The sequence below is a fragment of the Xanthomonas sp. BRIP62409 genome (assembly GCF_003992965.1).
Classification (GTDB): Bacteria; Pseudomonadota; Gammaproteobacteria; order Xanthomonadales; family Xanthomonadaceae; genus Xanthomonas; species Xanthomonas euroxanthea.
The window spans coordinates 157,152-182,388 of the sequence record NZ_QEZJ01000012.1; the positions used below are offsets into that span (position 1 = coordinate 157,152).

Genomic DNA, 25,237 nt, shown 5'->3' on the forward strand with positions numbered 1-25,237 from the left:
GGCGTTTCGCGACGCAGGGTGTCAACGACGTATGAAACATTGATGACGGTGGCTGTCGCAAAACTGTCGTGCTTGCCCGCTATACGTGTCGTACCCAGCCGCACTGCGCGGCGATGTACATGTATTTCTTGCAGGTCCAGTAGCCATGACGTCCTCCCCCTCGCGCCGCGATTTCCTCAAGCGCGTCGCCGCGCTGACTGCCGCCGGCGCCTTGCCGTCCTCGATCGGCCGCGCACTCGCGCTGCCGGCCAACTCGCGCACCGGCACGCTGCGCGACATCGAACACGTGGTGATCCTGATGCAGGAAAACCGCTCCTTCGATCATTACTTCGGTGCGCTGCGCGGCGTGCGCGGCTTCGGCGATCCGCGTCCGTTGCAGCTGCGCGACGGTCACCCGGTATGGAGCCAGCCGGCCGCCGATGGTCGTCGCCTGCTGCCGTTTGCTTTCGATTCGCAAAGCACCTGCGCGCCGTTGATCAAGAGCCTGGATCATTCGTGGAAAGCCGGCCACGGGCAGGACCCGGCGCGCTGGGCCGAGTACGACGCCTGGGTGCCGTACAAGGGCGAATTGACGATGGGATATTTCCAGCGTCACGACATCCCGTACTACCACGCACTGGCCGATGCGTTCACCATTTGCGATGGCTATTTCTGTTCATTGCACGGGCCGACCAATCCCAATCGCATGTATCTGTTCACCGGCACCAGCGGCCCGAGCGTGGGCAATCTCGGCGCGCAGGCGGTGACCAATGCCGACGATGGCAACTGGACCGCCGACATGGCGCGCGACAAGCCCGGTTATGCGGCGATGGACTGGACCACCTATGCGCAGCGCCTGCAGGCCGCAGGCGTGGACTGGCGCGTGTACCAGGAGTACGACAACTTCGGCTGCAACTCGCTGGCGTATTTTTCGCACTACCGCGATCTGCACCCGAGCGACGAACGCTATCGACGTGCACGTGCCTGCGTACCCGGGTCCACTGCAGACAATGCCGCCACCACGCAGGCCGATCATCTGATCGCCGCAATCGCCGCCGACGTGCAGGCCGATCGCTTGCCGCAGGTGTCCTGGATCGTGCCGCCCACCGCGTACTGCGAGCATCCGGAAGCGCCGCCGGCCTACGGCGAATCGCTGGTGGCGCGCCTGATCGACGCGCTCACCGCCAACCCGCAGGTGTGGGCGAAGACCGCGTTGATCATCAACTACGACGAGAACGACGGCTTCTTCGATCACGTGCCCGCAGCGCTGCCGGCGTTGGATGCGCGCATGGGGCGCAGCAATGTCGATACGCGCGGGGAGGTCTACGAAGGTGTGCCGATGGGGCTGGGCATCCGCGTGCCGATGCTGGTGATCTCGCCCTGGACGCGTGGCGGCTGGGTCAATTCGCAGGTGTTCGATCACACCTCGGTGCTGCGCTTGCTGGAACGCCGCTTCGGTGTGGCCGAACCCAACATCAGCCCGTGGCGTCGCGCGGTCAGTGGCGATCTGACCAGCGTGTTCGATTTCCGCAAGCCGGACGATTCGGCACTGCGCGCATTGCCGTCGGTCGACGACTACCGCGCGCGCACCGCCGCGGTGCGCAACAAGCCGCTACCGGTGCCGCCGGCCAAGGCCGGCATGCCGCGGCAGGAGCCGGGACAACGTCCGGCGCGCGCGTTGCCGTATGCCTTGCAGGTGCATGCGCGCGAGCAGGGCGACGGCGGCGTGCAGCTGCAGTTCGTCAACAGCGGCGCTGCGGCAGCCGCGTTCAACGTCTACACCAGCGCTGCGAGTGGGGGCCCGTGGTACTACACCGTATTGCCCGGCACCCGCCTCGACGATGTGCCGGTCGGCGCTGCGCACAACGGTACCTATGCGCTGAGCGTGCATGGACCCAATGGCTTCCTGCGCGAATTCGCCGGCGACCTCGCTGCGGCCGGGACGCAATCGGCTGCGCCATGGTTGGAGGCGCGGCAGGACGGCGAGGCGCTGGTGCTGGACATCGGCAATGCCGGGCAGCAGCCGTGCACGCTGCAACTGCGCGCGCTGGACTACGCAGACCCGACCGCGCGCTCGCTGCACCTGGCTGCAGGTCAGCGCCAGACCGTGCGTCTGGCGCTTGCTGCCAGTGATCACTGGTACGACCTGGTGCTGGAACAACCGGGCGCGGCATTCCGCCGCCGCCTGGCCGGGCATCTGGAAACCGGCAGGCCCAGCCGCAGCGATCCGGCATTCGGGCGCGCCTGAGCCGGCGCCGGGGGCGCACCGGTGATGGACGCGCAGGGGAGGCGGGTTGTTCTGGCCTCGACGGCAACCGAGCGTCGGTGGGCTGCAACGGGCTCTTCGATCCGGCGATGACCCGCACGGTCGCCGTGGATAGCCGGTATTTGCGCTGGGTCATGCCGGAGTCGCCCGGCATCGCAGCTGTTGCCGGAATTCGGCGTGTGCCGACGCGGGCGGCCGGCGCCGCAGCGGGAGGGGTTATCATGCGCTCCCGTTTCGCTGCGGCGAGCCGGCCCCTTCCCCAAGGAATCCCTCGCGCATGCGCATCCTGCTTGCCCGTCACGGCGAGACGCCGTGGAACGCCGAAGGCCGTTACCAGGGCCAGATCGATATCCCGCTGTCGCCGGTCGGCGAAGGCCAGGCCGCCGCCCTCGGCGCGCGTCTGCAATCGTTGGAGATCACCCGCGCGGTGGCATCGCCGCTGTCGCGTGCGCAGGCCACCGCCAGGCTGGCGCTGGGCAGCAACCGCGAAAGCCTGCTGCAGACCGATGCAGACCTGCAGGAAATCGCCCACGGCGAATGGGAAGGCCTGCTGGCCAGCGAGATCAACGACAAGGATCCGGCACGTCTGCGCGCCTGGCGCGACGAGCCCGATACCGTGCTGATGCCCGGCGGCGAGTCCCTGCGGCAGGTGCTGGACCGCAGCTGGCGCGGCCTGGCGCGCGCGGCCGAAGGCCTGGGCGCGGCCGACACCTTGCTGGTGGTCGCGCACGATGCGGTCAACCGCGTGATCCTGTGCAAGATCCTGGGCCTGCCGCTGTCCCGGCTGTGGACCTTCCGCCAGGCGCCGACCACGCTCAACCTGCTCGAAGGCGAGGACGTGGATCACCTGGAAGTGGTGCGCCTGAACGACTGCGCGCACCACACGCCGTTCTTTGGCGAAGCCAAGCATCGGGCGCTGTAAGGCAACGCCCGGCAAGGATGCAGGATCGCGCTGTGGTGCGTCATCGCCGGACCATCGCCAACTGGCCCAAGGTGCTTCGGTGCGCTGTCTTGGGCAGTGTGTGCGGCCTGTTGGCGCTAGCGGTGTTTTCCGACTTCATTCCCGCACCGTTTCTTTCTGGTCGGAACTGGGTAGCGCCGATGGTGCTGCTGGGAGGCGCATTGACGGTGCTGATCTTTGCGCCGGCCTATCGCATCGGCGGATGGAAGGCGGTCTTCGGTACGCAGCCGCTGAACACGGTTCTGGCGATCTGCCTGGCGCCGCCGCTGTTGGGATTTCTGTGCTGGCTCGTACTGGCTCTAGGGGCGCCGTGGGTGTACACGCGTATGGCCGGTGTCGATTTCAAGGAAACGCATGTGATGCAGGTCGAGTACTTTCAAAGCGGGCGTTCGTGCAAATACCGATTGCGTGGCGGGCCGCTGGAAAATCGGTTTCCCGGCCATCTGTGCGTCAGCGAGGCGCTCTATCGTCGGCATCTCGATCAGCAGGTGACCGTGGTGTTGACCGGTCAGCGCTCGCTGTTGGGAATGCGGGTTGCAGCGATCGAAGACGCCCGGTGATCGGGACGTCCGACACAGACAATTGGAGTCGGCAACGACAGGCGCATGCGCCTGGGCAAGATGGCGTCGTTTGTCCGACTACGTGAGGGCCTGAAAATTCGCGATAATGCGGTTCTTCCTGCGCAGTCCCCGCCGTGAACGCAACCGACTCCCTCTCCGACTGGCTCGTCTATATCGAGCAGCAGCATCCAAGCACCATTGCCATGGGCCTGGAGCGCGTGCGCGAGGTGGCGGCACGTCTGCAGCTTGCCGCGCCTGCCAGGCACGTCATCGTGGTCGGCGGCACCAATGGCAAGGGGTCCACCGTGGCCTTCATCGAGGCGATCGGGCGCGCCGCCGGCTGGAAGGTGGGCAGCTACACCTCGCCGCATCTGCTGCGCTACAACGAGCGTGTGCGCATCGATGGCGTCGATGCGAGCGATGCCGCGCTGGTCGAGGCATTTGCAGCGGTCGAGGCAGTGCGCGGCGACACCACGCTGACCTATTTCGAATACGGCACGCTGGCGGCGCTGTGGCTGCTGCAGCGCTCTGCGCTGGACCTGGCGGTGCTGGAAATCGGCCTGGGCGGGCGCCTGGATGCAGTCAATATCGTCGACTCGGATGTGGCGGTGATCACCACCGTGGATATCGACCATACCGATTGGCTGGGCGAAGACCGCGAAGCGATCGGCGCCGAGAAGGCCGGCATCATCCGCGCCTGGAAGCCGGTGGTGCTGGGCGAAATCGACCCGCCATCGAGCGTATTGCGGCGTGCCTACCAGCTGGGCGCCAACGCGATCCGCGCCGGCAGCGATTACTTCTTCGAGCCGATCGAGGCGCAGCATCCGGAAGCGCCGCAGTGGCGCTGGCGCGATGTCGCGGTGACGCTGGAACTACCGATGCCGGCCCTGCACGCGCCGGTGCAGCTGGCCAATGCGGCCGCGGCAATTGCCGCGCTGCAGGCCTTGCCGGAAGCGCTGCCCGATGCCGCGTGGGCGCAGGGAATTTCCAGCGCGCAGGTGGTCGGGCGATTGCAGCGCTGTGACGTCGATGGCGTGCAGGTGCTGCTGGACGTCGGCCACAACCCGCAGGCCGCGCGCGCGCTGGCCGATGCACTGGGCGCGCAGGCGCACACGGGCAGCACGCATGCCATCTACGCGGCACTGGCGGACAAGGACGTGCTAGGCGTGGTGGAGGCGGTGGCCACGCAGGTCGACCACTGGACCCTGGCCGGGCTGGACGGCGCGCGTGGGCAGTCGGCGCAGGCCTTGCAGGCCCGTCTGCAGGGCAGTGCGGCAGCGCAGGCGGTATGTCACGGCGACGTGGCGGGCGCATTGGGCGCAGTGCTGGCGCAGGCCGCCCCCGGTGATCGGGTGCTGGTGTTCGGCTCGTTTCATACCGTTGCCGACGCGCTAAACGCACTTCGTTCAGTCCACCCGGGGCGGTAGCCCGGCTGCGGCCTTATAATCGCCGCGGCACCCCGCCACGCCGCCTTTCGTCTCTCTACGTGGATACTGCTCTGAAACAGCGACTGATTGGCGCCATCGTCCTGGTGGCGCTCGCCGTGATCTTCCTGCCGATGCTGGTCAAGGGCCCTGCGCCGTCGAGCGGCGTGGCCGACGTGCCGCTGGAGGCACCTGCCGCACCGGCCAATGGCGAGTTCGAGACCCGCGAATTGCCGCTGGTCACCCCGGGCGATGCGCCGGCCGGTGGCGCGCTGGGCATGCGCGGTGCCGCCACCGCGCCGGCCGCGGTGCAGGACAACCCGGACGCAGCCGATCTGGCCAACCCGGCCAGTACGCCATCGGCCCCCGAGGTGGCGGCCGGCAACTACGCGGTCAACTTCGGTGCCTACGCCACCAGCGCCGATGCCGATGCGGTACTGGCGCGGCTCAAGCAGGCGCAGCTGCCCGGCTTCAGCGAAAAGACCCAGATCAACGGCCGCCCGGCTTGGCGCGTGCGCGTGGGGCCGTATGTCGATCAGGCCCAGGCCGAAGCGGCGCGCCTGCAGGCGGTGAAAGTGCGCAGCGATGTCAACGCCCAGGTGGTGACGCTGGATGCCAACGCCGCCGCGCCGGCGCCGGCAGCCAGCACGCCGGCGCCCGCAACGGCCGCCAAGCCGAACAGCAGCGCGGCCGCCGCCGGCACGACCGCCCCGACCAAGACCGAAAGCCTGCCGCCGGAGCCGGCCAAGCCGGTGACCGCCGCGCCCAAGCCGGCCGAAGCGCCCAAGCCTGCCCCGGCCAAGCCGGAGGTGGCGAAAACGGAGCCGGCCAAGCCCGAGCCCGCCAAGCCGGTCGTCGCGGCGCCCGCCGCGCCGGCAGCGCCTGCAGCCAGCTCGGTCGGCTTTGCGGTGCAGCTGGGCGCCTTCGGGCGCGCCGAAGACGCCGACGCCTTGCGCGACCGCGTGCGCGCCGCCGGCTTCAGCGCCTTCGTCGAACAGGTGCGCACCGACAAGGGCGCGCTCAACCGCGTGCGCGTCGGCCCGGTCGCCAATCGCGGCGATGCCGAACAGCTGCGCGCGCAGGTGGCGGCCAAGGTCGGCATTTCCGGCATGGTGCGTCCGCATCCGTAAGCCACTGCGCCGCCATCGGGCGGGCGCGGTCAGTGCCGAGGATCGGCAGTCGGGTGGTTCGCTGCGTGGTGCGGCTCGTCCGCAGCATGCCGGGTCACCGTTTCGGGTGGTATCGCCGGCGGCGAGCGGATTCCTGATCGCCTCACACCCATGGAGGGGAGCGCAATGAACACCGAGCCAGGTTGGACCAGCGGCGTGCGCGCCGCGCGGAGAAGTGGGCAATGATCGACATGGTGCTGGGCGTCATCATCCTGGTATCGGCGCTGCTGGGCCTGCTGCGCGGGTTTGTCGCCATCGTGGTGGGCACGCTGTCGTGGTTGCTGGCCGGCTGGGCGACGTTCCAGTTCGGCGGCCCGGCCGCGCGCTGGATCGCCGATGGCAAGCATCCGTCGGCCACCGAGTCGTTCGGCGGCTACGCGATGGTGTTCGTCGGCGTGCTGATCACCGTGGCGGTGATCGGCATGGTGATCCGCGCCGGCGTGGATGCGGTGCGCCTGGGCGGGATGGACCGCATGCTCGGCTTCGGCCTGGGCCTGGTGCGCGGCGGCTTTCTGGCCAGCGTGCTGGTGCTGCTGATGAGCTTCACGCCGCTGCCGCGCGAGCCGGCCTGGCGCCAGTCGATGCTGATGCCGATGCTGTCGCCGGGCGCGAGCTGGATGCGGGCGCAACTGCCGGCCTGGCGGATGCCGTCGATGGACATGCCATCGATGGAACTCGGCAACCTGCCAACGGAGTTGGGGAAGTTGCCCTCGGCAGGCGATAATACGGACCTGGGCAAGGCGCTGTCCGGGTCCGGTCTGAGTGACACCATCACGCGTGCGCTTGGACAACCCGGCAAAGCTGCCAGCGACGGACGCAATCCGGCGCAGGCGATGCCGGCCAATATCGATCCGGCGCAGGTTCGCGGCGGAGAAAGCGACCCGGCTCGGGTCGAGCCCCAAGGCCAGGCACGGCCCCCTTCACAGTAACGGCGCAAGCCGTAGCGGAGAACGCGCACCATGTGTGGCATCGTCGGTATTGTCGGCAACCAGAACGTCGCCGGGCAGCTGTATGACGGCCTGACCGTCCTGCAGCATCGTGGGCAGGACGCCGCAGGCATCGCCACCGCAGACGGCACGCGCCTGCGCGTGCAAAAGGCCAACGGGCTGGTGCGCGATGTCTTCGACGAAAAGAAGATGGCGGTGCTGGAAGGCCGTGTCGGCATCGCGCATTGCCGCTATCCGACCGCAGGCTCGGAAGGCATGGACGAGGCGCAGCCGTTCTACGTCAACTCGCCCTACGGCATCGCGCTGGCGCACAACGGCAACCTGATCAACACCGAGGCCTTGCGCCAGCAGGTGTTCGAGGCCGACCGCCGCAACATCAACACCGATTCGGACAGCGAAGTGCTGCTGAACGTGTTCGCCTACGAGCTGGACGCGCAGCGCATGCTCACCCCCGAGGCGGCGATCCGCGCGGTGGCCGGCGTGCACCGCCGCTGCAAGGGCGGCTATGCGGTGGTCAGCGTGGTGCTGGGCCTGGGACTGGTGGCCTTCCGCGACCCGCACGGCATCCGTCCGCTGGTGCTGGGCAAGCGCGAGCACGCCGAAGGCACCGAATACATCGTCTCCTCCGAATCGGCTGCCCTGGACATCCTCGGCTACCAGCGCGTGCGCGACCTGCGCCCCGGCGAGGCGATGGTGATCACCGCGCGCGGCGAGCTGTTTTCGGAAGTCTGCGCCGCGCCGACCGTCAACGCGCCGTGCATCTTCGAGTATGTGTACTTCGCGCGCCCGGATTCGATGATCGACAACATCTCGGTGCACAAGGCGCGCATGCGCATGGGCCTGAAGCTGGGCGAGAAGATCCTGCGCCTGCGCCCGGATCACGATATCGACACCATCATTCCGATTCCGGACACCTCGCGCGATGTGGCGCTGGAGATGTCCAACGTGCTCGGGGTGAAGTACCGCGAGGGCTTCGTCAAGAATCGCTACGTGGGCCGGACCTTCATCATGCCGGGGCAGGGCGAGCGGCAGAAATCGGTGCGTCGCAAGCTCAATCCGATCCACCTGGAATTCCGCAACCGCGTGGTGCTGCTGGTCGACGATTCGATCGTGCGCGGCACCACCAGCCGGCAGATCGTGCAGATGGCGCGCGACGCCGGTGCACGCAAGGTGTATCTGGCCTCTGCCGCGCCGCCCGTGCGTTACCCCAATATCTACGGCATCGACATGCCGGCGGCCGAAGAACTGATCGCGCATGGCCGCAGCGAGCTGGAAATCCAGGAATTCCTCGGCTGCGATTGGCTGATCTACCAGGATCTGGAAGACCTGGAAGTGGCGGTGCGCGAAGGCAACCCGGACATCCAGCAGTTCGATTCCTCGTGCTTCAACGGCGAATACATCACCGGCATCGAGCCGGGCTATTTCGAACGCATCCAGCAGCTGCGCTCGGACGATGCCAAGAAGCGTCGCCGCGCGTAAGGGTCTGCGCTAGCGCTGCAGGCCGGCGCTCCCCAGGCATGGCATGGCGTCCCTGTGCCATGCCGACCGGCTGCGTGGTGATCGCGTCAGCTGGCTGCAGCCGGGCGCGACATGGCGTGCGCTGCGGTGGTGCGGCAGTGTCGCCAGCCGCTGTGGATGTGCGCAGACCGAACATGCGATGGCGGCGTCGGGGTAGCGATCGCCGCTGCAGCGTGAAGCGCCAACTGCCGGTGTTGTCGGCCCTGCGGTTTATCGCAAAGACGGAGTGATGGACACGATGGATCTTCTGCAAGCCGCACATGCCTGCCTGCAGGCGGCCGATCCGCTGGAGAAGGTCGCATTGACGCAGCGGCATGCGGCCGCGTTCCGCGCCGGCACCTTGCCGCTGCCATCGCCGCAGGCAGCGCCACCGCAGCCGATCCGCATGCCGGGCCGGCCTGCCAGGCCGGTGCTGGTGCATCCGCGGCAGGTGCCGCGGCGTGGGCTGGGCAGCCTGGAAGGGCGCGCCGCCTTTATCCACGCCATCGCGCATATCGAGCTCAACGCCATCGATCTGGCCTGGGATGCGGTGTATCGCTTCCGTGGGCTGCCGGAGGCGTTCTATGCCGACTGGGTTGGTGTGGCCGATGACGAATCGCGCCACTTCATGCTGCTGCGCGCGCGGTTGCACGCACATGACCACGACTACGGCGACTTCGCTGCGCACAACGGCCTGTGGGAAATGTGCGAGAAAACCGCACGCGACGGCCTGGCGCGCATGGCGCTGGTGCCGCGCGTGCTGGAAGCGCGCGGGCTGGATGTGACGCCGGCGATGATCGTCAAACTGCGTTCGCTCGGCGATACCGCCACTGCCGAGGTGCTGGACACCATCCTGCGCGAGGAAGTGGCGCACGTGGCGGCCGGCTCGCGCTGGTACCGCTGGTATTGCGCGCAGGCCGGCATCGAGCCGCGCGCGCGCTTCAAGGCGCTGCTGCATGAGTACGCCGGCGGTTACCTGCACGGGCCGTTCAATCTGCAGGCGCGGCTGCTTGCCGGCTTCGACGAGGACGAACTGGCCGATCTGGTGGAGCAGGCCGGCTGAGCAGCCGGTGGTGGGAGGCGTGGGCCGTAGTTGCACGCTTGCTCGAGCGCCGTAGGCGGGCAGATCGAATCGGCCAGTACCGTTGCCGCGCTGCTGAAACGTGCCCGCCGTGTCGTGCATGCAGCACCGGGCGCACTGCGTGCGGAACGCGCGCAACGCGCCGCATCAGTGCGTGCCGCCACCGGTCGCCCCCGGCAGTCACGCGGACTCGATGTCGCCGGATGCCGCAGGCGACGTGCGTCGCAATGCGCCTTCGACTGCCGGACTGTGCGCTGGGTCCTTCCATGCAGCCGCCGGAATCGCATCCATTCAACGGCAGACATCACAAAAACGTAATTTTCTTTTGTAACAACTTGCAATCCGTACGGCACGGCGCGCCTTAATGGCGTCCCGGGGGCAGGGGCCCGGTGTTTCACATCCGTTACTTCCATGTCTAAGGAGAGAGAGACGATGAAGTCGAAGTCGATGTGCACCACGGTGGGTCTGATTGCCATGTGTCTGGCCGGTTCGGCCGCCGCTGCCGGCAAGCCGCTGTATCAATCCGGCCCGGCGTTGAGCCGAAGTGCGGCCGCCACCGCCACTGCCGAGCCCTCGTTGCAGCGCCTGCTCAGCGCACCGTCCACAGCCAACGCGCAGGTGGTCCAGCTCGACGCCGATGCGGTGACCGCCTCGGAGAAGCTGCTGGAGCTGCAGTTGGACGGGCAGACCATCACCGCCACCCAGGCCAAGGTCGATGCCCTGGAAGGCGGCGATAGCGTGTGGTACGGCAATCTCGGCCCGCGCGCCGGGACCCGTGCCCGTACGCTGTCGGGGGTGGATCCGCTGAACTCGGCCATCCTGGTGCGCAGCGGCGATACTGTCACCGGCACCATCCGTTACGCCGGCAAGCTGTATCGGCTGCGTCCGCTCGCCGATGGCCGCCACGTCCTGGTGCAGGTGGAGGAAAGCCGCTTGCCGCAGGAGCACCCGGCCGAATACAGCCTGCTGCCGAAGATCGAGATGCCCAGCGACGGGCGCGTCACCGCAGCCGCCGCATCGTCGGGCAGCCCGGCGACCATCCGCGTGCTGGTGGTGGCGACCAATCAGGCGGTGACCGCCTACGGCGGCAACATGCAGTCGCTGGTGCAACTGGCAGTGGCCGAGGCCAACCAGGGCTACATCAACAGCAATGTCGGCATCACCCTGCAACTGGCGCGTTACGAGACCACCAGCTACAGCGAAACCGGCAATTTCACCACCGACCTGCAGCGCTTCCGCGTGACCAACGATGGTTACATGGACAGCATCCACACCAGCCGCAACACCTACACCGCCGATGTGGGCGTGATCGTGTTGAACAACAGCAGCTACTGCGGCCTGGCATCGGGGATCGGCTCTACCGCCGCGACCGCGTTCGCCTCGGTGTACTGGGATTGCGCCACCGGCTATTACAGCTTCGCGCATGAAATCGGCCATCTGCAGAGCGCCCGTCATGACGCCACCAACGACCCGAGCACCTCGCCGTACGCGTACGGACACGGTTATCGCTATGGCAACAGCTGGCGCACCATCATGGCCTACGACTGCAGCAGCGGCTGCCCGCGCCTGAACTACTGGTCCAACCCCAACATCAGCTACAACGGCGTGCCGATGGGCAATGCCAGCACCGCCGACAATCAGCGCGTGCTGGTCAATACCAAGGCCACCATCGCCGGCTTCCGCTGAGGGCCACGCGTCTACCGCTGTCGGCCCGGCACCGCAGGTGCCGGGCCTTTGCCGCTACACGCAGGCGCAGTGATCGCGCAGACTAGAGGCACTGCCGGTTGTCGCCGGCGTGTCCTGCGGAGCGGAGCACCCATGTCCAAGTCCCTGCGTTACGCGGCGCTGTGCCTGGCCGCGCTGGCAGTTGCCGGCTGCAAACAGCAACCTGCCGACCCAGCCCCTGCGCCACCCACACCGGCCGTGTCCGCGCCGGCCGCGCCGACCGGCAACGATGCCCGCGCCCGCGCGCTGCATGTGCTGGAAACCCGGCTGCAGGCTGACCATTTCTATCCGGACAACTGCATCAGCATCGTCGAGGAAGACGACGCTGAGTCCGCAGCGGATGCGTTCGACTTCGCAGTGCGCGAGCGGCATGGCAACGAGTGCCCCGGCGACCCGCAGACCAACCCGGTGCGCGATCGTTTCCGCGTGCAGGCCGATGGCACGGTGCTCTGGTACGACGTGGTCAACGCCGACTTCGTCGACTATGCCGAACATGCGCGCAGCATGCAGTGATGCTTCTGGATACTGCATGACCGTGCGGTTACGTATCAGCAGGCTGTCGCGAGCAGGCGTGCCGACAGCGCGTCAAGCTGCATTCCAGCACGGGTGAGCAGCACGCCGAGGATGCGCATGCCTGATCTCGAAGCAAGACGCTCGCCTGCAGACGGCGCGGCCTGTGCCCATCGCGGTCTGTCGCTTGCAAACGGGTTCCGGACGAGCGGCCTGCGTCGAGCTGGCCGCTCGCTAGCTGCTGACAGCCACGTTAAAGACTCAGCTGCTCCAGCGAAACGCCGTCGGCATCCACGTGCAGTACCGAGCCTTGTTCGTACCAGTCGCCCAGCACGATGCGGGTGCAGGTCTGGCCGCCGGCCTGCAGGGTGTGGATCGCAGGGCGATGGGTATGGCCATGGATCAGACGGTCCAGGCCATAGCGCACGAAGGTGGTTTCCACCTCGGCCGGGGTGACATCGGTGACGGTCTCGAAGCGCGACTGGTCGCCTTGCTTGAGTTCTGCATGACGCGCCTGGCTGGCAGCGCGTGCCTGCTGCGCGAAGGCGACCCGCGCGGCCAGCGGCTGCGCCAGGAACTGCGCCTGGAAGACCGGATCGCGCGTCTGTGCACGGAACGCCTGGTAGGCGGTGTCGTCGGTACACAGCAGGTCGCCATGCATCAGCAGGGTCGGGTGTCCGTACAAGTCGACCACCGTGGGATCGGGCAGGATGCGGAAGCCGGCGCGTTGCGCGTATGCCTCGCCCACCAGGAAGTCGCGATTGCCCGGCATGAAGAACACCGGCACGCCGCTATCGGCCACCGCATGCAGCGCCACGGCCACCGCATCGGCAGCGGTCGATGGCGTGTCATCGCCGATCCAGGCTTCGAATAGATCGCCGAGGATGTAGAGCGCGTCGCTGCCCGGCACCTGCGTGCGCAGGAAGTCCAGAAACAGCTCGGTGATCGCCGGCCGGGCCGGATCCAGGTGCAGGTCGGAAATGAACAGGGTCGTCATTGCGCCATTGTACGGCGGCAGCGCGGGACGGGAATCGGGAATGGAGAATCGGGGTGGGGAATCGAGAATGGGGAATCGAGAATGGGGAATGGGGAATTGCTGGAGCGTTGCATTGCGGCGCGAGCGCCGGGAACGGCCGGCTGGGCGACGAGGGGCATCGGCTTGGTCAGGCAAGCACGGCGATGGCAGATCTCACGCTTAGCCGAGCAGCACCGGCACTCCCCACAGCGACAGACTGGCCAGCACCACGCCGATCGCCGTGGCAGCCAGCACATCGCTGGGATAGTGCAGGCCCAGCACCACGCGCGACAGCGCCACGCCGGCCGAAAACGGCACCAGCACCGGTGCCAGCCACGGGTAGTAGGCCACCGCCACGATGCTGAAGGACACCGCGTGCAAGGTGTGGCCGGACGGAAAGCTGAACTCGTCCAGCGGTGCCACCCAGGCGCGGATGCGCACGTCGGCCGCGTACGGGCGTGGTCGGCGCGTCCAGCGCTTGAGCGACTTGTACAAGCTCAGCGCGAGCACGCCGGTGGCGGCCATGTGCGCAGATGCACGCACGCCGTCCATGCCGTCGAGCAGCACCAGCAAACCCATCAGGCTGTACCAGAACACCCCATCGCCGAGCCGGCTGATGGTGGCGAATGCACGCCGCACCGGGTGGCGCCGGCACCAGTGATTGGCGCGCCGGCACCAGCGCGCTTCGTGACCGCGCAGGAGCTCAAGCCGCGTTGCCGACATAACGCCCCCGTGTCGCGGTGATGCCCATCAGCAAGGCCTCGAAGTCGGACACCACCGTGTCCGGATGCAGTTTCTTCATCGCCTGTGCGGCCGCAGCCCCCAGGCGCCGGCGCAGCGCATCGTCCTCGGTGAGTGCGACGGCGGCCTGGATGAACGCCTCATCGTTCTCCACAGCCGCACCGCTGTGGCCGTTGCGCAGATACTCGCGCGCGGCGCCGTAGTCGAAGGCGACCGTGGCCACACCGCTGGCCATTGCCTCCAGGGTCACGTTGCCGAAGGTCTCGCTGCGGCTGGGGAACAGGAACAGATCGCCGCTGGCGAAGTGGCGTGCCAACGCCGCGCCGCGCTGGACGCCGCAGAAGAGGAAGTCCGGATTTTCATGCGCGATCTTTTCGCGTGCCGGGCCATCGCCGACCCAGACGAAGCGCGCCTTCGGGCGGATCTGTTGCAACTTGCGGAAGGCGCGGATCGCCAACGGCAGATTCTTTTCATTGGCGATGCGTCCGACGTAGATCGCGGCGAAGCCTTCGCCTTCGATGCCCCATTCGGCACGCAGGGCCGGATCGCGCCGGGCCGGATCGAACTGCTGGCTGTCCACCGCGCGCGCCAGCAGCTGCACCCGCTCGAAGCCGCCGTCGCGCAGGAACTGCTGCAGCTCGCGCGTGGGCACCAGCGTGGCCTCGGCCTGATTATGGAAGCGGCGCATCCAGCGCAACGCGGTGCCCTGCAGCCAGGCGGCACCGTAGTCGGGCAGGTACTCGTCGAACCGCGTGTGGAAGCCGGTGGCGACCGGGATGCCCAGTCGGCGTGCCGCACGCATCGCCGACCAGCCCAAGGGGCCTTCCGTGGCCACATAGACCGCATCCGGTTGCGTGATCTGCCAATGACGCACGAGGCGTTGTGTTGCCGGTAGCCCGAATTTCAGTCCCGGATAGCGCGGCAGCGATGCACCGCGCACCAGCAGGGCCGTGGCCGCATCCGTATCGCCGCTCTGCCGTGGACGCACCACGTCCACCTGGTGTCCGCGTGCGCGCAGGCCGGTCTCCAGCCCGTGCACGGTCAGCGCAACACCGTTGATTTCAGGGGGATAGGTTTCGGTAACGATCGCGTAGCGCATGCCCGTTCTCCGGTTTTCGCTAGCTTCCGGGAGGGCGATGGCATGGATGTTGCGCCCACAAGTCGCGGTGGTGACAGTGGAGCCGGGAATGGGGAATGGGGAATGGGGAATCGCAAAGGCAGCGTGCTGCACTCGTTTAGCGCAATCGCCACCAGTCAGAACTTCTCAGAGCTCCGTGGTCGACTATTCCCGAATCCCCATTCCCGATTCCCGCCTGAGGCCGCAGGCCTCAGGTCACAAACGGTTTGAACGCAATCCCCAGCCCGGCCATGCTTTCGACTTCGCCGATCAGGTCGGCGCGCAGCAGCGGGCGCGAGTCGATCCAGCTTTGCGACAGGATCAATGACAGGCGGGTGTCATCGGCGGTGAGTTCCAGGGTCGGAATCGGGTCGGATTCGTGCGCGCGATGCAGCAGCACCGCCAGCCGCAGCAGTGCGGCCTTGCGTCGGGTTGGCAGCAGCAACCGATCCGGCAGCGCATCGAACGCGGTCTTGGGCACATTGCGCCGATGCGTGCGCACTAGCGATGCCAGTACCTGCTGCTCCTGCCGCGAGAAACCGGCGATATCCGAGTGCTCCAGGATGTAGCTGCCGTGCACGTGATACTGGCTGTGCGCGATGATCAGCCCCAGCTCGTGCAGGCGGGCGGCGCGGCGCAACACCTGCGCGTCGTCGCCATCCAGCTGCCAGGACTCGCAGACCTGGTCGAACAGGCGGCAGGCCGTGGCCTCCACGCGCTGCGCCTGCACTTCGTCGATGCCGTAACGCTGCACCAGCGAGGCCACCGAGCTGTCGCGCGGGTCGTTCTCGCCGCCGCGTCCGAGCATGTCGTAGAGGATGCCTTCACGCATCGCCGCCTTGCTGACCATCAGCTTTTCCAGCCCCAGGGCCTGGAACGCCGCTTCCAGCACCAGAATGCCGCCGGCGATGATCGGCCGGCGTTCGGCAGCCAGGCCGGGCAACTGGATGTCCTCGATGCGCTTGGCCTTGAGCAGTTCGTCGCGCAGCGCCGGCAGCGCCTCGGCAGTGATCGCGCCCTTGGTGAGCTTCATCGCCGCACAGATCTCGCCGATGGCCTTGTGCGTGCCCGACGAGCCGATCGCCTCGTGCCAGCCCAGCGCCTTGTACTGATTGGCGAATTGCTGGAACTCTGCGCCGATCTCGGTCAGGGCATCCTTCCATTTCTTCTTCGACAGCTTGCCGCCGGGAAAGAAGCGCCGCGTGCTGGCGATGCAGCCGGCCTGCAGGGACTCGCGTTCCAGGGTCTGGAACCCGCGGCCGATGATGAACTCGGTCGAGCCGCCGCCGATATCGATCACCAGCCGGCGTTGATCTGGCTTGGGCGGTTGCGCATGCGCAACGCCGAGATAGATCAGGCGCGCTTCCTCGCGTCCGCTGACCACTTCGATCGCATGCCCGAGCGCGGTTTCGGCCGGCATCAGAAACGCCTGCGGCGAGCGCAGCTGGCGCACCGTGTTGGTGGCCAGCGCGCGCACGCGCAACGATGGTACTTCGCGGATGCGCTGGCCGAAACGCGCCAGACATTCGAGCGCGCGCTGGCGCGCCTCGTTGGAGATGCCACCTTTGCCATCCAGGCCGTCGGCCATGCGCACGGTTTCGCGCAGGCGATCGACCACACGCAGCTGACCCATCAGGTAGCGCGCAATGACCATGTGGAAGCTGTTGGACCCTAAGTCGATGGCGGCAAGGAAATCGCCATCGCGCAGGGGCGGGATCGTGGGGGAGGGCATTGGCATGGGCGCATGGTAGCCGATGGGCCGTTGGCCCCGTGAGGGGCCGCGCCCGCGCCCCTTCAGATCCGCTCGAGCAAGGTCATCTGCGCCGAATGTGCCGGCTCGCCAGGGCCGGGGACGCGCTTGTGATAGACGCCTTCGGCATCCAGTTCCCAGGCATTGACGTTGTCGTCCAGGTAGTTCTGCAGCACTTCGCGGTAGACGCGCTTGGCCAGATCCGGATCCAGGATCGGGAAGCAGGTCTCCACGCGGCGCAGCAGGTTGCGTTCCAGCCAGTCGGCGCTGGCGCAGTACAGCTCTGCCGCGCCATCGTTGCCGAACCAGTACACGCGGCTATGTTCCAGGAAGCGCCCCACGATCGAGCGCACGCGGATATTGTCGGAGACGCCGGGCACGCCCGGCCGCAGCGTGCACGCGCCGCGCACGATCAGGTCGATCTGCACACCGGCCTGCGAGGCGGTATACAGCGCGCGCACGACCTGCGGCTCGTTGAGGGCATTCATCTTGGCGATGATGCGGCCCGGGCGGCCGGTGCGGGCCAGCCGCGTTTCGCGCTCGATCCGCTTCAACACGCCGGCATGCAGGGTAAAGGGCGACTGCAGCAATTGCTCCAGTTTCATGCGCGGCGCGAGCCCGGACAATTGCTGGAACAGCATGTGCACATCGTTGCCGATTTCCACATCCGCCGTGATCAGGCTGATGTCGGTGTACAGGCGCGCGGTGCCGCTGTGGTAGTTGCCGGTGCCCAGGTGCACATAGCGTTTGAGCTTGCGTCCCTCGCGGCGCACGATCAGCAGCATCTTGGCGTGGGTCTTGAAGCCGACCACGCCGTACACCACCTGCACGCCGGCCTCCTGCAGCTTGTCGGCCAGGCCCAGGTTGGCCTCTTCGTCGAAGCGCGCGCGCAGCTCCACCACCACGGTGACGTCCTTGCCGTTGCGCGCGGCCAGGATCAGCGCATCGACGATCAACGAGTCCTTGCCGGTGCGGTACAGCGTCTGCTTGATCGCCAGCACGTTCGGGTCGACCGCGGCCTGACGGATCACGTCCAGTACCGCGGTGAACGCATCGAAGGGATGGTGCAACAACACATCGCCCTTGCTGACGATCTGGAAGATGCCGTCGGTGTCGCGCAAGGTGCGCGGATTGAACAACGGATATTTCAATTCGGGGCGCTGCACCAGGTCGTAGACCTGGATGACGCGGCTCAGATTGACCGGCCCGACAATGCGATACACCGCGTTTTCGTTCAGGCCGAAGTTCTGCAGCAAGGTGCGCATGATCGGCGCCGGGCAGTCGTGCGCGATCTCCAGGCGCACCGCCGGGCGATAGCCGCGCGTGACCAGTTCGTCGCGCAAGGCCAGCGCCAGGTTCTCGACTTCTTCCTCGTCCACCACCAGTTCGGAGTTGCGGGTGACGCGGAACTGATACGAGCCCTTGACCTGCATGCCCGGGAACAGCTCGTCGACGAACTCGGACAGCACCGAGGACAGGAACACGAAGCTCTGCGCGCCCTCCGGCGACAGGCTCGCCGGCAGCTGGATGATGCGCGGCAACGACCGCGGCGCACGCACGATGGCCAGATGACCGGCGCGCCCGAATGCGTCCTGGCCCTCCAGCACCACCACGATGTTCAAGGTCTTGTTGAGGATCTTGGGAAACGGATGCGCCGGGTCCAGGCCCAGCGGCGACAGCACCGGCATGATCTCGTTGCGGAAATAGGCCCGTAGCCAGCGTTTCTGACGCGAATTCCAGGTCGAGCGCCCAAGTACCGCCACGCCTGCCGTCTCCATCGCCGGGCGCAGCACCTCGTTCCACACGTGGTACTGCTGCTCGACCAATTTGGCCGCGCGGTCGTGCACCGCGTTGAGGATGGCCGTCGGGCTTAACCCGTCCGGTGCCGGCGGCAGGCCGAATTCCTGCGCATGCCGCACGGTGGCCGCGCGGATTTCGAAGAACTCATCCAGATTGGTGCAGGAAATGCACAGGAAGCGCAGCCGTTCCAGCAACGGCACCTGGTCGTCCATCGCCTGTGCCAGCACCCGGAAGTTGAAGTCCAGCTGCGACAGTTCCCGGTTGATGTACAGCGACGGATCGCGCAGCGGATCGGTGGCGACGTCTTCGGAAGGGGTGATGTCGTGCAAGTGTTTGGCGTGGCCCATGGAATCGGTCATCAAGACGGAGATGGTGTGCGGCGTGACAGCGCGCCGGTCGCAGCGCAGGCAATGCAGCGCGTCCGGTGCGCGGGCATCGCACCGCGTTGCGGCGCGCACCCCCTACATATCACGCCGAACGTGACAGTGGCAGGGACTGATCGCGCTGTACGACGCGCGCAGCGACAAAATGACATGAGAATTCGCTGCCGCGTCCGACTTCGCTTTCGATTTCCAGGCGCGCCTGGTGCAGTCCCAGGATGTGCTTGACGATCGACAGCCCCAGCCCGGTGCCGCCGCTCTCGCGCGAGCGGCTGCTGGACACGCGATAGAAGCGCTCGGTGATGCGTGGCAGGTGCGAGGCGGGAATGCCGTAGCCGGTGTCGCGTACCGCCAGGGCTGCGCCATCGCCCTCGCGCACGAAGCGGATCGTCACCGTGCCACCGCCGGGCGTGTAGCGCACCGCATTGGTGACCAGGTTGGAGAAGGCGCTATGCAGTTCCTTGTTGGAGCCGAGCAGGTCCACGCCGGCCTCGTCCAGCACGTTCACCGTGTGGCGACCCTGGCTGTGCGCTTCGGCCTCGCGACGCAGGGTCGACAGCATCGGCGCCATCGCCACGTGCTCCTCGCCGAGTTCTTCCTGCGATTCCAGCCGCGACAGCGTCAGCAGGTCCTCGACCAGCTGCGCCATGCGCTGCGACTGCTTGCGCATCTCGGCCAGCATCGGGCCGGCATCGGGAAAGTCTTCCGGGTCGAGCATGTCCAGGTAGCCATGCACCACCGTCAATGGCGTACGCAGTTCGTGCGAGACGTTGGCCACGAAGTCGCGGCGCACCTGCTCCAGCCGCAGCAGCTTGCTGACATCGCGCGCCACCAGCAGCCAGTAATCGTCGGAGTAGGGAATCAGGCGCAGGTTCAGGCGCAGGTCCGGATCCACCGGCGAGGCGGCGTCGAGCATGGGTTCGGCATTGCGGCCGGCCGCCAGCCAGTGCGCCAGCGGCAACGGCTGCAGCCGCTCCACCACCGACACGCCCATGTCGCCCGGATGATGCAGGCCGAGCAGTCCGCCCGCGGCCCGGTTGAACCACTGCACGCGCTGGCTGTTGCGATCCACCACCACCACCGCATCCGGCAGCGCCTGTGCGGCGGCGCGATAAGTTCGCAGCATTTCGATCAGGCGACGCTTGCGCCCACGCATCTCGGCCTGGCTGCGATACAGCAGGCGGTCCAGTTCGTTCCAGGCCCCGATCCCGGCGGCGGGTTCGGCGCGCTGCCGGGCGGTCAGGCGACGCAGCACCTGGCGCAGCCGCCAGTAATGCCAGGCCAGCACGCCCAGGGCGGTCAGCGTCAGCGCCATCCACACATGCTCGATCAGCACGCCGACCAGCACGGCAGCGCCCAGCAACAGCGCGAGGGTGCCGAGCGTCTTGAGCCAGGCGGAACGGATATGTCGAGGCATGGAAGGCGTTACCACCGGGCGTCAGATGGGCGTGCGAGCCGGCCGGCCTGCGTGGCCGGCCGGCTGTGCGGCAACCACTAGGTTGCCGAAGAGAAACGGTAGCCCGAGCCACGCACGGTCTGCACCATGTTTTCCAGGCCGAACGGTTCCAGCGTCTTGCGCAGGCGGCGGATATGCACGTCGATGGTGCGCTCTTCCACGTACACGCTGCCGCCCCAGACATGATCCAGCAGCTGGGTACGCGTGTACACGCGCTCGGGGTGTGTCATGAAAAAGTGCAGCAGGCGGTATTCGGTCGGGCCGATTGGCACCGGCGCGTCGCCGGCAAACACCCGGTGCGCGGCGCCGTCGATGCGCAGGCGGCCCACCGACACGCTGCCGTCCTCGTCGTCCTCCCGGGTGCGCCGCATCACCGCACGGATGCGCGCCAGCAACTCGCGCGCCGAGAACGGCTTGACCACGTAATCGTCGACCCCGGCTTCCAGGCCGCCGACGCGGTCGTTCTCTTCGCCGCGCGCGGTCAGCATGATGATCGGAATCTCGCGGGTCAGCTGTTCCTTGCGCCAGCGCCGCGCCAGATCCAGCCCGCTGGTGCCCGGCAGCATCCAGTCCAGCAGGATCAGGTCCGGCACACGGTCGGCAATGGCGGTCTGCGCCTCGCGGGCATCGCCGGCATGGATGGGTTCGAACTCGCCTTTGCGCAGCGCGAACGCCACCATGTCGCGAATCGCGGGTTCGTCATCGACGATCAGAATGCGTTTTTGCACGCGGGGCTTACCGTCTGGCTTTGGTGATCGCCAGTAGACTACGGTTTTGTGACTCTAATGTGACATGCACGGTGACCAGGCACTCGGCGATAGCGGCCTGCACCGGGGGCCGGCGCAGTGCGGGACGCCTAGGCACACGTCGGGATGACCATTGCGCCAACCGTCACAAGCGCTAGCGGGTCGACAGATCCGGGTCGCGAATCCCTTGCCGGCGCAGTTCCAGCACGCTCGGGGTGATCGCCGCGATGCGCGCATCCACCCGAGCCCGTGTCACATAGTCGAGATCTTTCTTCTTCAGCGCTTCCAGCTGGATCAGCGCCTGTTCCGGGCGTCCGTTCAGATACGCAGATTCGGCATAGGCCTCGCTGGCGCGCAGATGGTCGCCGGACAGCTCGCAGGCGCGTGCGTAGGTCTGTTGCAACAAGGCATCCTCGCTACTGCGATGCAGCAGCGGCTCCAGCACCTGACGCGCGCGCTGGCCGGACTCCTTGCTGGCCTGCTCGTTGAGCGCGCCGGCGTAGGTCAGCGCCACCGCGCGGTTGTTCGGCAGTTGCTTGAGCAGCGCGTCGAAGCGGGCATTGGCCACCTCGCGCTGGCCCACCCGCGCCTGCGCCTCGCTCAGGCCCAGCGTCAGCCATAAATTATCCGGATGCGCCTCCAGCAGGCTGGTCAGTTCGGCCACCGGTTCGCTCGGCCGGCCGCCGCTATTGCGCAGGCGCGCCAGCGCCAGGCCGTAGCGCTGGGCATCGGTCAGGCCGTGCTTGTTGCTGCGACGCAGGGTCTCGTATTCGCGGATGGCCGCATCCGGCGTGGTCGCGCTGAGCACGCGCAGGCGCTCCTTGGCCCAGTCGAAGTTCTGCTGGTCGTCGCCGCGGCTCAGTGCATCCACCGGCAGCCGCAGCGCATACGGAAGGATCGCGTTGCCGTTGCGGCTCAGCGGTTCGGACAGCGACGGGTCGGCCGGGTCCACCCGTTCCTGGCGCGTTCCGCCCGGTACCGAGGTGGTCAGCACCACGGTGTTCTTCTTCATCTGTTCGGCGCGCGCCTTGGCCTCGCTGATGCGCGTGACCGTGACCGGGTGGGTCTGCAGGAAGTCGGGCGCGCTGTAGCCGCCCTCGTTGGCGCGCATTGCCACCGACATGCGTTCGAAGAAGCCGGCCATTGCATCCACGTCGTAGCCGCTGCGCACCAGCGTGCGGATACCCAGCCGGTCGGCCTCCGATTCGTTGGAGCGGGTGTAGTCGATCTGGCGTTGCTGCATCAGGCCCATCGCGCTGGTGATGCCGGCCATGGTGGCATCGCCCTTGGAATTGCCGCCGGCCTGTTGCGCGGCGACCACCGCTGCCAGCATGCCCAGCAGGATCGGGATCTGGTCGCGCTGGGCCCGCTCCACCCCACGCAGCACGTGCTGCTGGGTGACGTGGGCGATTTCGTGCGACAGCACCGCGGCCACTTCGTCCTCGCGCTCGGCGGTCAACACCAGCCCCGCATTGACCGCGATATAGCCGCCCAGCGTGGCGAAGGCGTTGATCTGGCGGTCGCGCAGCATGAAGAACGTAAACGGCTGCTGCGGCTGGTCGCTGTTGGCGCCGAGCCGGGTCCCCATGGTCTGCAGCCAGTCGGTGATCAGCGGGTCGTCCAGCACGTAGTCGTAGTTGCGCAACTCGGCCAGCATCATCTTGCCGTACTCGGCCTGGCGCGCCGGGGTCAGCAGCTCGCCGGCGGACGAGCCGATGTCGGGCAGGCGGTTTTCCTGCGCGGGTGCCACGCCCATGGCAACGGCCAGCGTGAGGGCAGTGGCGAGCGGTAGCAGGCGCAAGTGGAACTCCCAGGTAATGCGCGGAGCATGCGGGCAGCACGGCGCGATGGCGTGAATCATCGGTTAATCCACAGTGTTGCGGTGACGACATGGAAATTCCAGTCGCCCGGTACCATTGTCAGACCTCAGACCAACCGCGGAGTTTCCCGTGAGCCAAGACCCCAATGTGCAGGATGCGGCCGCCGGCCCGCAGATCACCCTGTATTCCTCTGCGATCTGCCCGTACTGCGTGGCGGCCAAGAACTTCCTCAAGAGCAAGGGCCGGACCTGGACCGAGGTGCGCATCGACCTGGACCCGGCCGAGCGCAACAAGATGGTCGCGCTGGCCAAGCGCACCAGCGTGCCGCAGATCTTCGTCGGCGACGTCCATGTGGGCGGCTACGACGACATGATGGCCATGCACCGGGCCGGCAAGCTCGAACCGTTGCTGGCCGGCACTGCAGGCGGCCAGGCATGAGTGAGCATGACGGCAGCAGCGACGACCGTCTGCGCGAGTTCACCGAATTTCGCCAGCGCATGAACCAGCGCATTCTGGCCGAGCCCAACCAGGTGGTGCGCCGGTTCTTTGCGCTGGACACCCAGACTTACCAGGCCGGCGCGCTGGACGTGAAGACCAAGGAGCTGCTCGGTCTGGTCGCCTCGATGGTGCTGCGCTGCGACGACTGCATCAGCTACCACGTCGCCCAATGCAAGGAAGCCGGCGTGACCCGCGAAGAGTTCTTCGAGACCTTCTCAGTCGGCCTGGTGGTTGGCGGCTCCATCGTCATCCCGCATCTGCGTCGCGCGGTGGATTTCCTCGACCAGCTCGAGGGCGGCGCCCAGGCACCGGCGCAGCACGCGCACGATTGATGTGTCGAGCGGGAGTCGGGAGTGGTGATTCGGGATTCGTAAAAGCGAGCGCGCGCGTGCTGCCCTAGTCGGCGGCACAGACTTTGTGCGCTCTGGTTTTGTCCGGTGCCGGCTGTAGGCGAGGGCGGTGCGTCCAGAGCGCCTCCACACGCTGGGTCCTGGTGCGCCTGGAGGCTGCGGGCGCGCACTGCGGTTGTCTGATGCCACTGACTGCACCGGGTTTCCGCAGCAGTCATCCGGGCCGCTCTTAGACCAAGGTCGGTTTGGGCGCCTTCACCGGCATCGGGCATAATTGCCTGTGAAACCTCCTTGCGCCGCTCTGCCGGGTATTGCGGCTGGCGCTCCCCCCTTCAAGTTCGGAAACCCAACGTTATGACGCAGACAATCACGGTCATCCGCGGCGACGGTATTGGCCCGGAGATCATGGATGCCACGCTGTTCGTGCTCGACGCGCTGCAGGCTGGCCTGACCTACGAGTACGCCGACGCTGGCCTGGTCGCGCTGGAAAAGCACGGCGATCTGCTGCCCGAGTCCACCCTGGCCTCGATCACCAAGAACAAGGTGGCCCTGAAGAGCCCGCTGACCACGCCGGTCGGCGAAGGCTTCAGCTCGATCAACGTGGCCATGCGTCGCAAGTTCGACCTGTATGCCAACGTGCGTCCGGCCAAGTCGTTCCCCAACACCAAGTCGCGTTTCGCCGATGGCGTGGACCTGATCACGGTGCGCGAGAATACCGAAGGCGCCTACCTGAGCGAAGGCCAGACCGTGTCCGAGGATGGCGAGACCGCGTTCTCCGGCGCCCGCGTCACCCGCAAGGGCTCCGAGCGCATCGTGCGCTACGCCTTCGACCTGGCGCGCGCCACCGGCCGCAAGAAGGTCACCGCGGTGCACAAGGCCAACATCATCAAGTCGACCTCGGGCCTATTCCTGAAGGTGGCACGCGACGTGGCCGCGCAGTACCCGGAAATCGAGTTCCAGGAAATGATCGTCGACAACACCTGCATGCAGCTGGTGATGCGTCCGGAACAGTTCGACATCATCGTGACCACCAACCTGTTTGGCGACATCATCTCCGACCTGTGTGCCGGCCTGGTCGGCGGCCTGGGCCTGGCCCCGGGCGCCAACATCGGTGTGGACGCGGCGATCTTCGAAGCCGTGCACGGCTCGGCGCCGGACATCGCAGGGCAGGGCAAGGCCAACCCGTGCGCATTGCTGCTGGGTGCCGCGCAGATGCTGGACCACATCGGTCAGCCGCAGAACGCCGAGCGCCTGCGCGAAGCGATCGTGGCCACCCTGGAAGCCAAGGATGCGCTGACCCCCGACCTGGGCGGCACCGGCAACACCATGGGCTTCGCCAAGGCCATCGCCAGCCGCCTCTGAGCGCGCCGGTAGGTCGCACAAGAGAAAGGGCGCCGACGGCGCCCTTTCTTTTTTGCTGGAAGCGGGTTGCTTGAAGTTAGTGT

At 67.1% G+C, this 25,237-nt stretch carries 21 protein-coding genes and 1 pseudogene; 14 read left to right on the forward strand and 8 right to left on the reverse strand.

Translation table 11 applies throughout. From position 1 onward, the window contains the following. Positions 1-145: 145 nt before the first annotated feature. From EO170_RS03110 to EO170_RS03155, 11 genes and pseudogenes are all read left to right on the forward strand, one after another. Entirely contained in the window at positions 146-2,227 is a 2,082-nt protein-coding gene (locus tag EO170_RS03110) for a phospholipase C, phosphocholine-specific (protein WP_126942397.1), read from the forward strand. A gap of 12 nt (positions 2,228-2,239) precedes the next feature. Then, positions 2,240-2,388: pseudogene (locus EO170_RS21425) on the forward strand (S46 family peptidase); the annotation flags it as partial. A gap of 134 nt (positions 2,389-2,522) precedes the next feature. Beyond that, positions 2,523-3,167: a histidine phosphatase family protein gene (locus EO170_RS03115; RefSeq protein ID WP_016902223.1), complete on the forward strand. Its 645-nt coding sequence runs from the start codon at positions 2,523-2,525 to the stop codon at positions 3,165-3,167. An 89-nt stretch (positions 3,168-3,256) separates the two neighbouring features. Further along, positions 3,257-3,766: a hypothetical protein gene (locus tag EO170_RS03120; RefSeq protein WP_104582288.1), complete on the forward strand. Its 510-nt coding sequence runs from the start codon at positions 3,257-3,259 to the stop codon at positions 3,764-3,766. Between the two features lie 134 nt (positions 3,767-3,900). Then, entirely contained in the window at positions 3,901-5,193 is a 1,293-nt protein-coding gene (gene folC / locus EO170_RS03125; RefSeq protein WP_126942400.1) for a bifunctional tetrahydrofolate synthase/dihydrofolate synthase, read from the forward strand. 59 nt (positions 5,194-5,252) lie between these two features. After that, positions 5,253-6,320, forward strand: a complete 1,068-nt coding sequence (locus EO170_RS03130) for an SPOR domain-containing protein (RefSeq protein ID WP_126942403.1) — start codon at positions 5,253-5,255, stop codon at positions 6,318-6,320. A 221-nt stretch (positions 6,321-6,541) separates the two neighbouring features. Next, positions 6,542-7,288 carry a CvpA family protein gene (locus EO170_RS03135; protein ID WP_126942406.1) on the forward strand — a complete coding sequence of 249 codons (747 nt, stop codon included), beginning with the start codon at positions 6,542-6,544 and terminating at the stop codon, positions 7,286-7,288. A 30-nt stretch (positions 7,289-7,318) separates the two neighbouring features. Then, positions 7,319-8,785 carry an amidophosphoribosyltransferase gene (gene purF / locus EO170_RS03140; protein WP_104582292.1) on the forward strand — a complete coding sequence of 489 codons (1,467 nt, stop codon included), beginning with the start codon at positions 7,319-7,321 and terminating at the stop codon, positions 8,783-8,785. Between the two features lie 268 nt (positions 8,786-9,053). Continuing rightward, positions 9,054-9,866, forward strand: coding sequence for a ferritin-like domain-containing protein (locus EO170_RS03145; RefSeq protein WP_206513971.1), 813 nt, complete (start codon positions 9,054-9,056; stop codon positions 9,864-9,866). Between the two features lie 450 nt (positions 9,867-10,316). Further along, positions 10,317-11,570 (forward strand): zinc-dependent metalloprotease, encoded by a 1,254-nt coding sequence (locus EO170_RS03150; RefSeq protein WP_126942412.1) that lies wholly within the window; start codon positions 10,317-10,319, stop codon positions 11,568-11,570. Positions 11,571-11,702: 132 nt separating this feature from the next. Continuing rightward, positions 11,703-12,122: a hypothetical protein gene (locus EO170_RS03155; RefSeq protein ID WP_104582294.1), complete on the forward strand. Its 420-nt coding sequence runs from the start codon at positions 11,703-11,705 to the stop codon at positions 12,120-12,122. 250 nt (positions 12,123-12,372) lie between these two features. Here the strand turns inward: EO170_RS03155 and lpxH are convergent, their stop codons facing one another. From lpxH to EO170_RS03195, 8 genes are all read right to left on the reverse strand, one after another. After that, a complete protein-coding gene (gene lpxH, locus EO170_RS03160) occupies positions 12,373-13,116 on the reverse strand; it encodes a UDP-2,3-diacylglucosamine diphosphatase (protein ID WP_104582295.1) in 744 nt (247 codons plus the stop codon). Between the two features lie 198 nt (positions 13,117-13,314). Then, on the reverse strand, positions 13,315-13,857 hold the full coding sequence (locus EO170_RS03165; RefSeq protein WP_126942415.1) for a phosphatase PAP2 family protein: 543 nt from the start codon (positions 13,855-13,857) through the stop codon (positions 13,315-13,317). Then, on the reverse strand, positions 13,838-14,974 hold the full coding sequence (locus EO170_RS03170; RefSeq protein ID WP_126942418.1) for a glycosyltransferase family 1 protein: 1,137 nt from the start codon (positions 14,972-14,974) through the stop codon (positions 13,838-13,840). The genes EO170_RS03165 and EO170_RS03170 overlap by 20 nt, the downstream gene beginning before the upstream one ends. Before the next feature lie 229 nt (positions 14,975-15,203). Next, positions 15,204-16,724, reverse strand: a complete 1,521-nt coding sequence (ppx, locus tag EO170_RS03175; protein ID WP_026064255.1) for an exopolyphosphatase — start codon at positions 16,722-16,724, stop codon at positions 15,204-15,206. Between the two features lie 62 nt (positions 16,725-16,786). Then, a complete protein-coding gene (ppk1, locus tag EO170_RS03180) occupies positions 16,787-18,889 on the reverse strand; it encodes a polyphosphate kinase 1 (RefSeq protein ID WP_126942481.1) in 2,103 nt (700 codons plus the stop codon). 121 nt (positions 18,890-19,010) lie between these two features. Beyond that, positions 19,011-20,339 carry a phosphate regulon sensor histidine kinase PhoR gene (gene phoR, locus EO170_RS03185; protein ID WP_164740269.1) on the reverse strand — a complete coding sequence of 443 codons (1,329 nt, stop codon included), beginning with the start codon at positions 20,337-20,339 and terminating at the stop codon, positions 19,011-19,013. Between the two features lie 77 nt (positions 20,340-20,416). After that, positions 20,417-21,106 carry a phosphate regulon transcriptional regulator PhoB gene (gene phoB, locus EO170_RS03190; RefSeq protein WP_104582300.1) on the reverse strand — a complete coding sequence of 230 codons (690 nt, stop codon included), beginning with the start codon at positions 21,104-21,106 and terminating at the stop codon, positions 20,417-20,419. A 172-nt stretch (positions 21,107-21,278) separates the two neighbouring features. Continuing rightward, positions 21,279-22,985, reverse strand: a complete 1,707-nt coding sequence (locus tag EO170_RS03195; protein ID WP_180496891.1) for a M48 family metalloprotease — start codon at positions 22,983-22,985, stop codon at positions 21,279-21,281. A gap of 88 nt (positions 22,986-23,073) precedes the next feature. Between EO170_RS03195 and grxC the strand changes: the two genes are divergently transcribed. The 3 genes from grxC (at position 23,074) to EO170_RS03210 (ending at position 25,154) form a co-directional block, all read left to right on the forward strand. Further along, a complete protein-coding gene (grxC, locus tag EO170_RS03200; RefSeq protein ID WP_104582301.1) occupies positions 23,074-23,382 on the forward strand; it encodes a glutaredoxin 3 in 309 nt (102 codons plus the stop codon). Continuing rightward, positions 23,379-23,774, forward strand: a complete 396-nt coding sequence (locus EO170_RS03205; RefSeq protein ID WP_104582302.1) for a carboxymuconolactone decarboxylase family protein — start codon at positions 23,379-23,381, stop codon at positions 23,772-23,774. The genes grxC and EO170_RS03205 overlap by 4 nt, the downstream gene beginning before the upstream one ends. A 372-nt stretch (positions 23,775-24,146) precedes the next feature. Further along, a complete protein-coding gene (locus EO170_RS03210) occupies positions 24,147-25,154 on the forward strand; it encodes an isocitrate dehydrogenase (protein ID WP_104532882.1) in 1,008 nt (335 codons plus the stop codon). The last annotated feature ends 83 nt before the right edge of the window (positions 25,155-25,237 follow it).

Coding starts and splice junctions, on each gene's coding strand:
- EO170_RS03150 (WP_126942412.1), top strand. CDS start 10,317: ATGAAGTCGAAGTCGATGTGCACCACGGTGGGTCTGATTGCCATGTGT.
- EO170_RS03135 (WP_126942406.1), top strand. CDS start 6,542: ATGATCGACATGGTGCTGGGCGTCATCATCCTGGTATCGGCGCTGCTG.
- ppk1 (WP_126942481.1), bottom strand. CDS start 18,889: ATGGGCCACGCCAAACACTTGCACGACATCACCCCTTCCGAAGACGTC.
- purF (WP_104582292.1), top strand. CDS start 7,319: ATGTGTGGCATCGTCGGTATTGTCGGCAACCAGAACGTCGCCGGGCAG.
- EO170_RS03210 (WP_104532882.1), top strand. CDS start 24,147: ATGACGCAGACAATCACGGTCATCCGCGGCGACGGTATTGGCCCGGAG.
- EO170_RS03165 (WP_126942415.1), bottom strand. CDS start 13,857: ATGTCGGCAACGCGGCTTGAGCTCCTGCGCGGTCACGAAGCGCGCTGG.
- EO170_RS03115 (WP_016902223.1), top strand. CDS start 2,523: ATGCGCATCCTGCTTGCCCGTCACGGCGAGACGCCGTGGAACGCCGAA.
- lpxH (WP_104582295.1), bottom strand. CDS start 13,116: ATGACGACCCTGTTCATTTCCGACCTGCACCTGGATCCGGCCCGGCCG.
- EO170_RS03155 (WP_104582294.1), top strand. CDS start 11,703: ATGTCCAAGTCCCTGCGTTACGCGGCGCTGTGCCTGGCCGCGCTGGCA.
- phoR (WP_164740269.1), bottom strand. CDS start 20,339: ATGCCTCGACATATCCGTTCCGCCTGGCTCAAGACGCTCGGCACCCTC.
- EO170_RS03170 (WP_126942418.1), bottom strand. CDS start 14,974: ATGCGCTACGCGATCGTTACCGAAACCTATCCCCCTGAAATCAACGGT.
- ppx (WP_026064255.1), bottom strand. CDS start 16,724: ATGCCCTCCCCCACGATCCCGCCCCTGCGCGATGGCGATTTCCTTGCC.
- EO170_RS03195 (WP_180496891.1), bottom strand. CDS start 22,985: ATGATTCACGCCATCGCGCCGTGCTGCCCGCATGCTCCGCGCATTACC.
- EO170_RS03145 (WP_206513971.1), top strand. CDS start 9,054: ATGGACACGATGGATCTTCTGCAAGCCGCACATGCCTGCCTGCAGGCG.
- EO170_RS03110 (WP_126942397.1), top strand. CDS start 146: ATGACGTCCTCCCCCTCGCGCCGCGATTTCCTCAAGCGCGTCGCCGCG.
- EO170_RS03205 (WP_104582302.1), top strand. CDS start 23,379: ATGAGTGAGCATGACGGCAGCAGCGACGACCGTCTGCGCGAGTTCACC.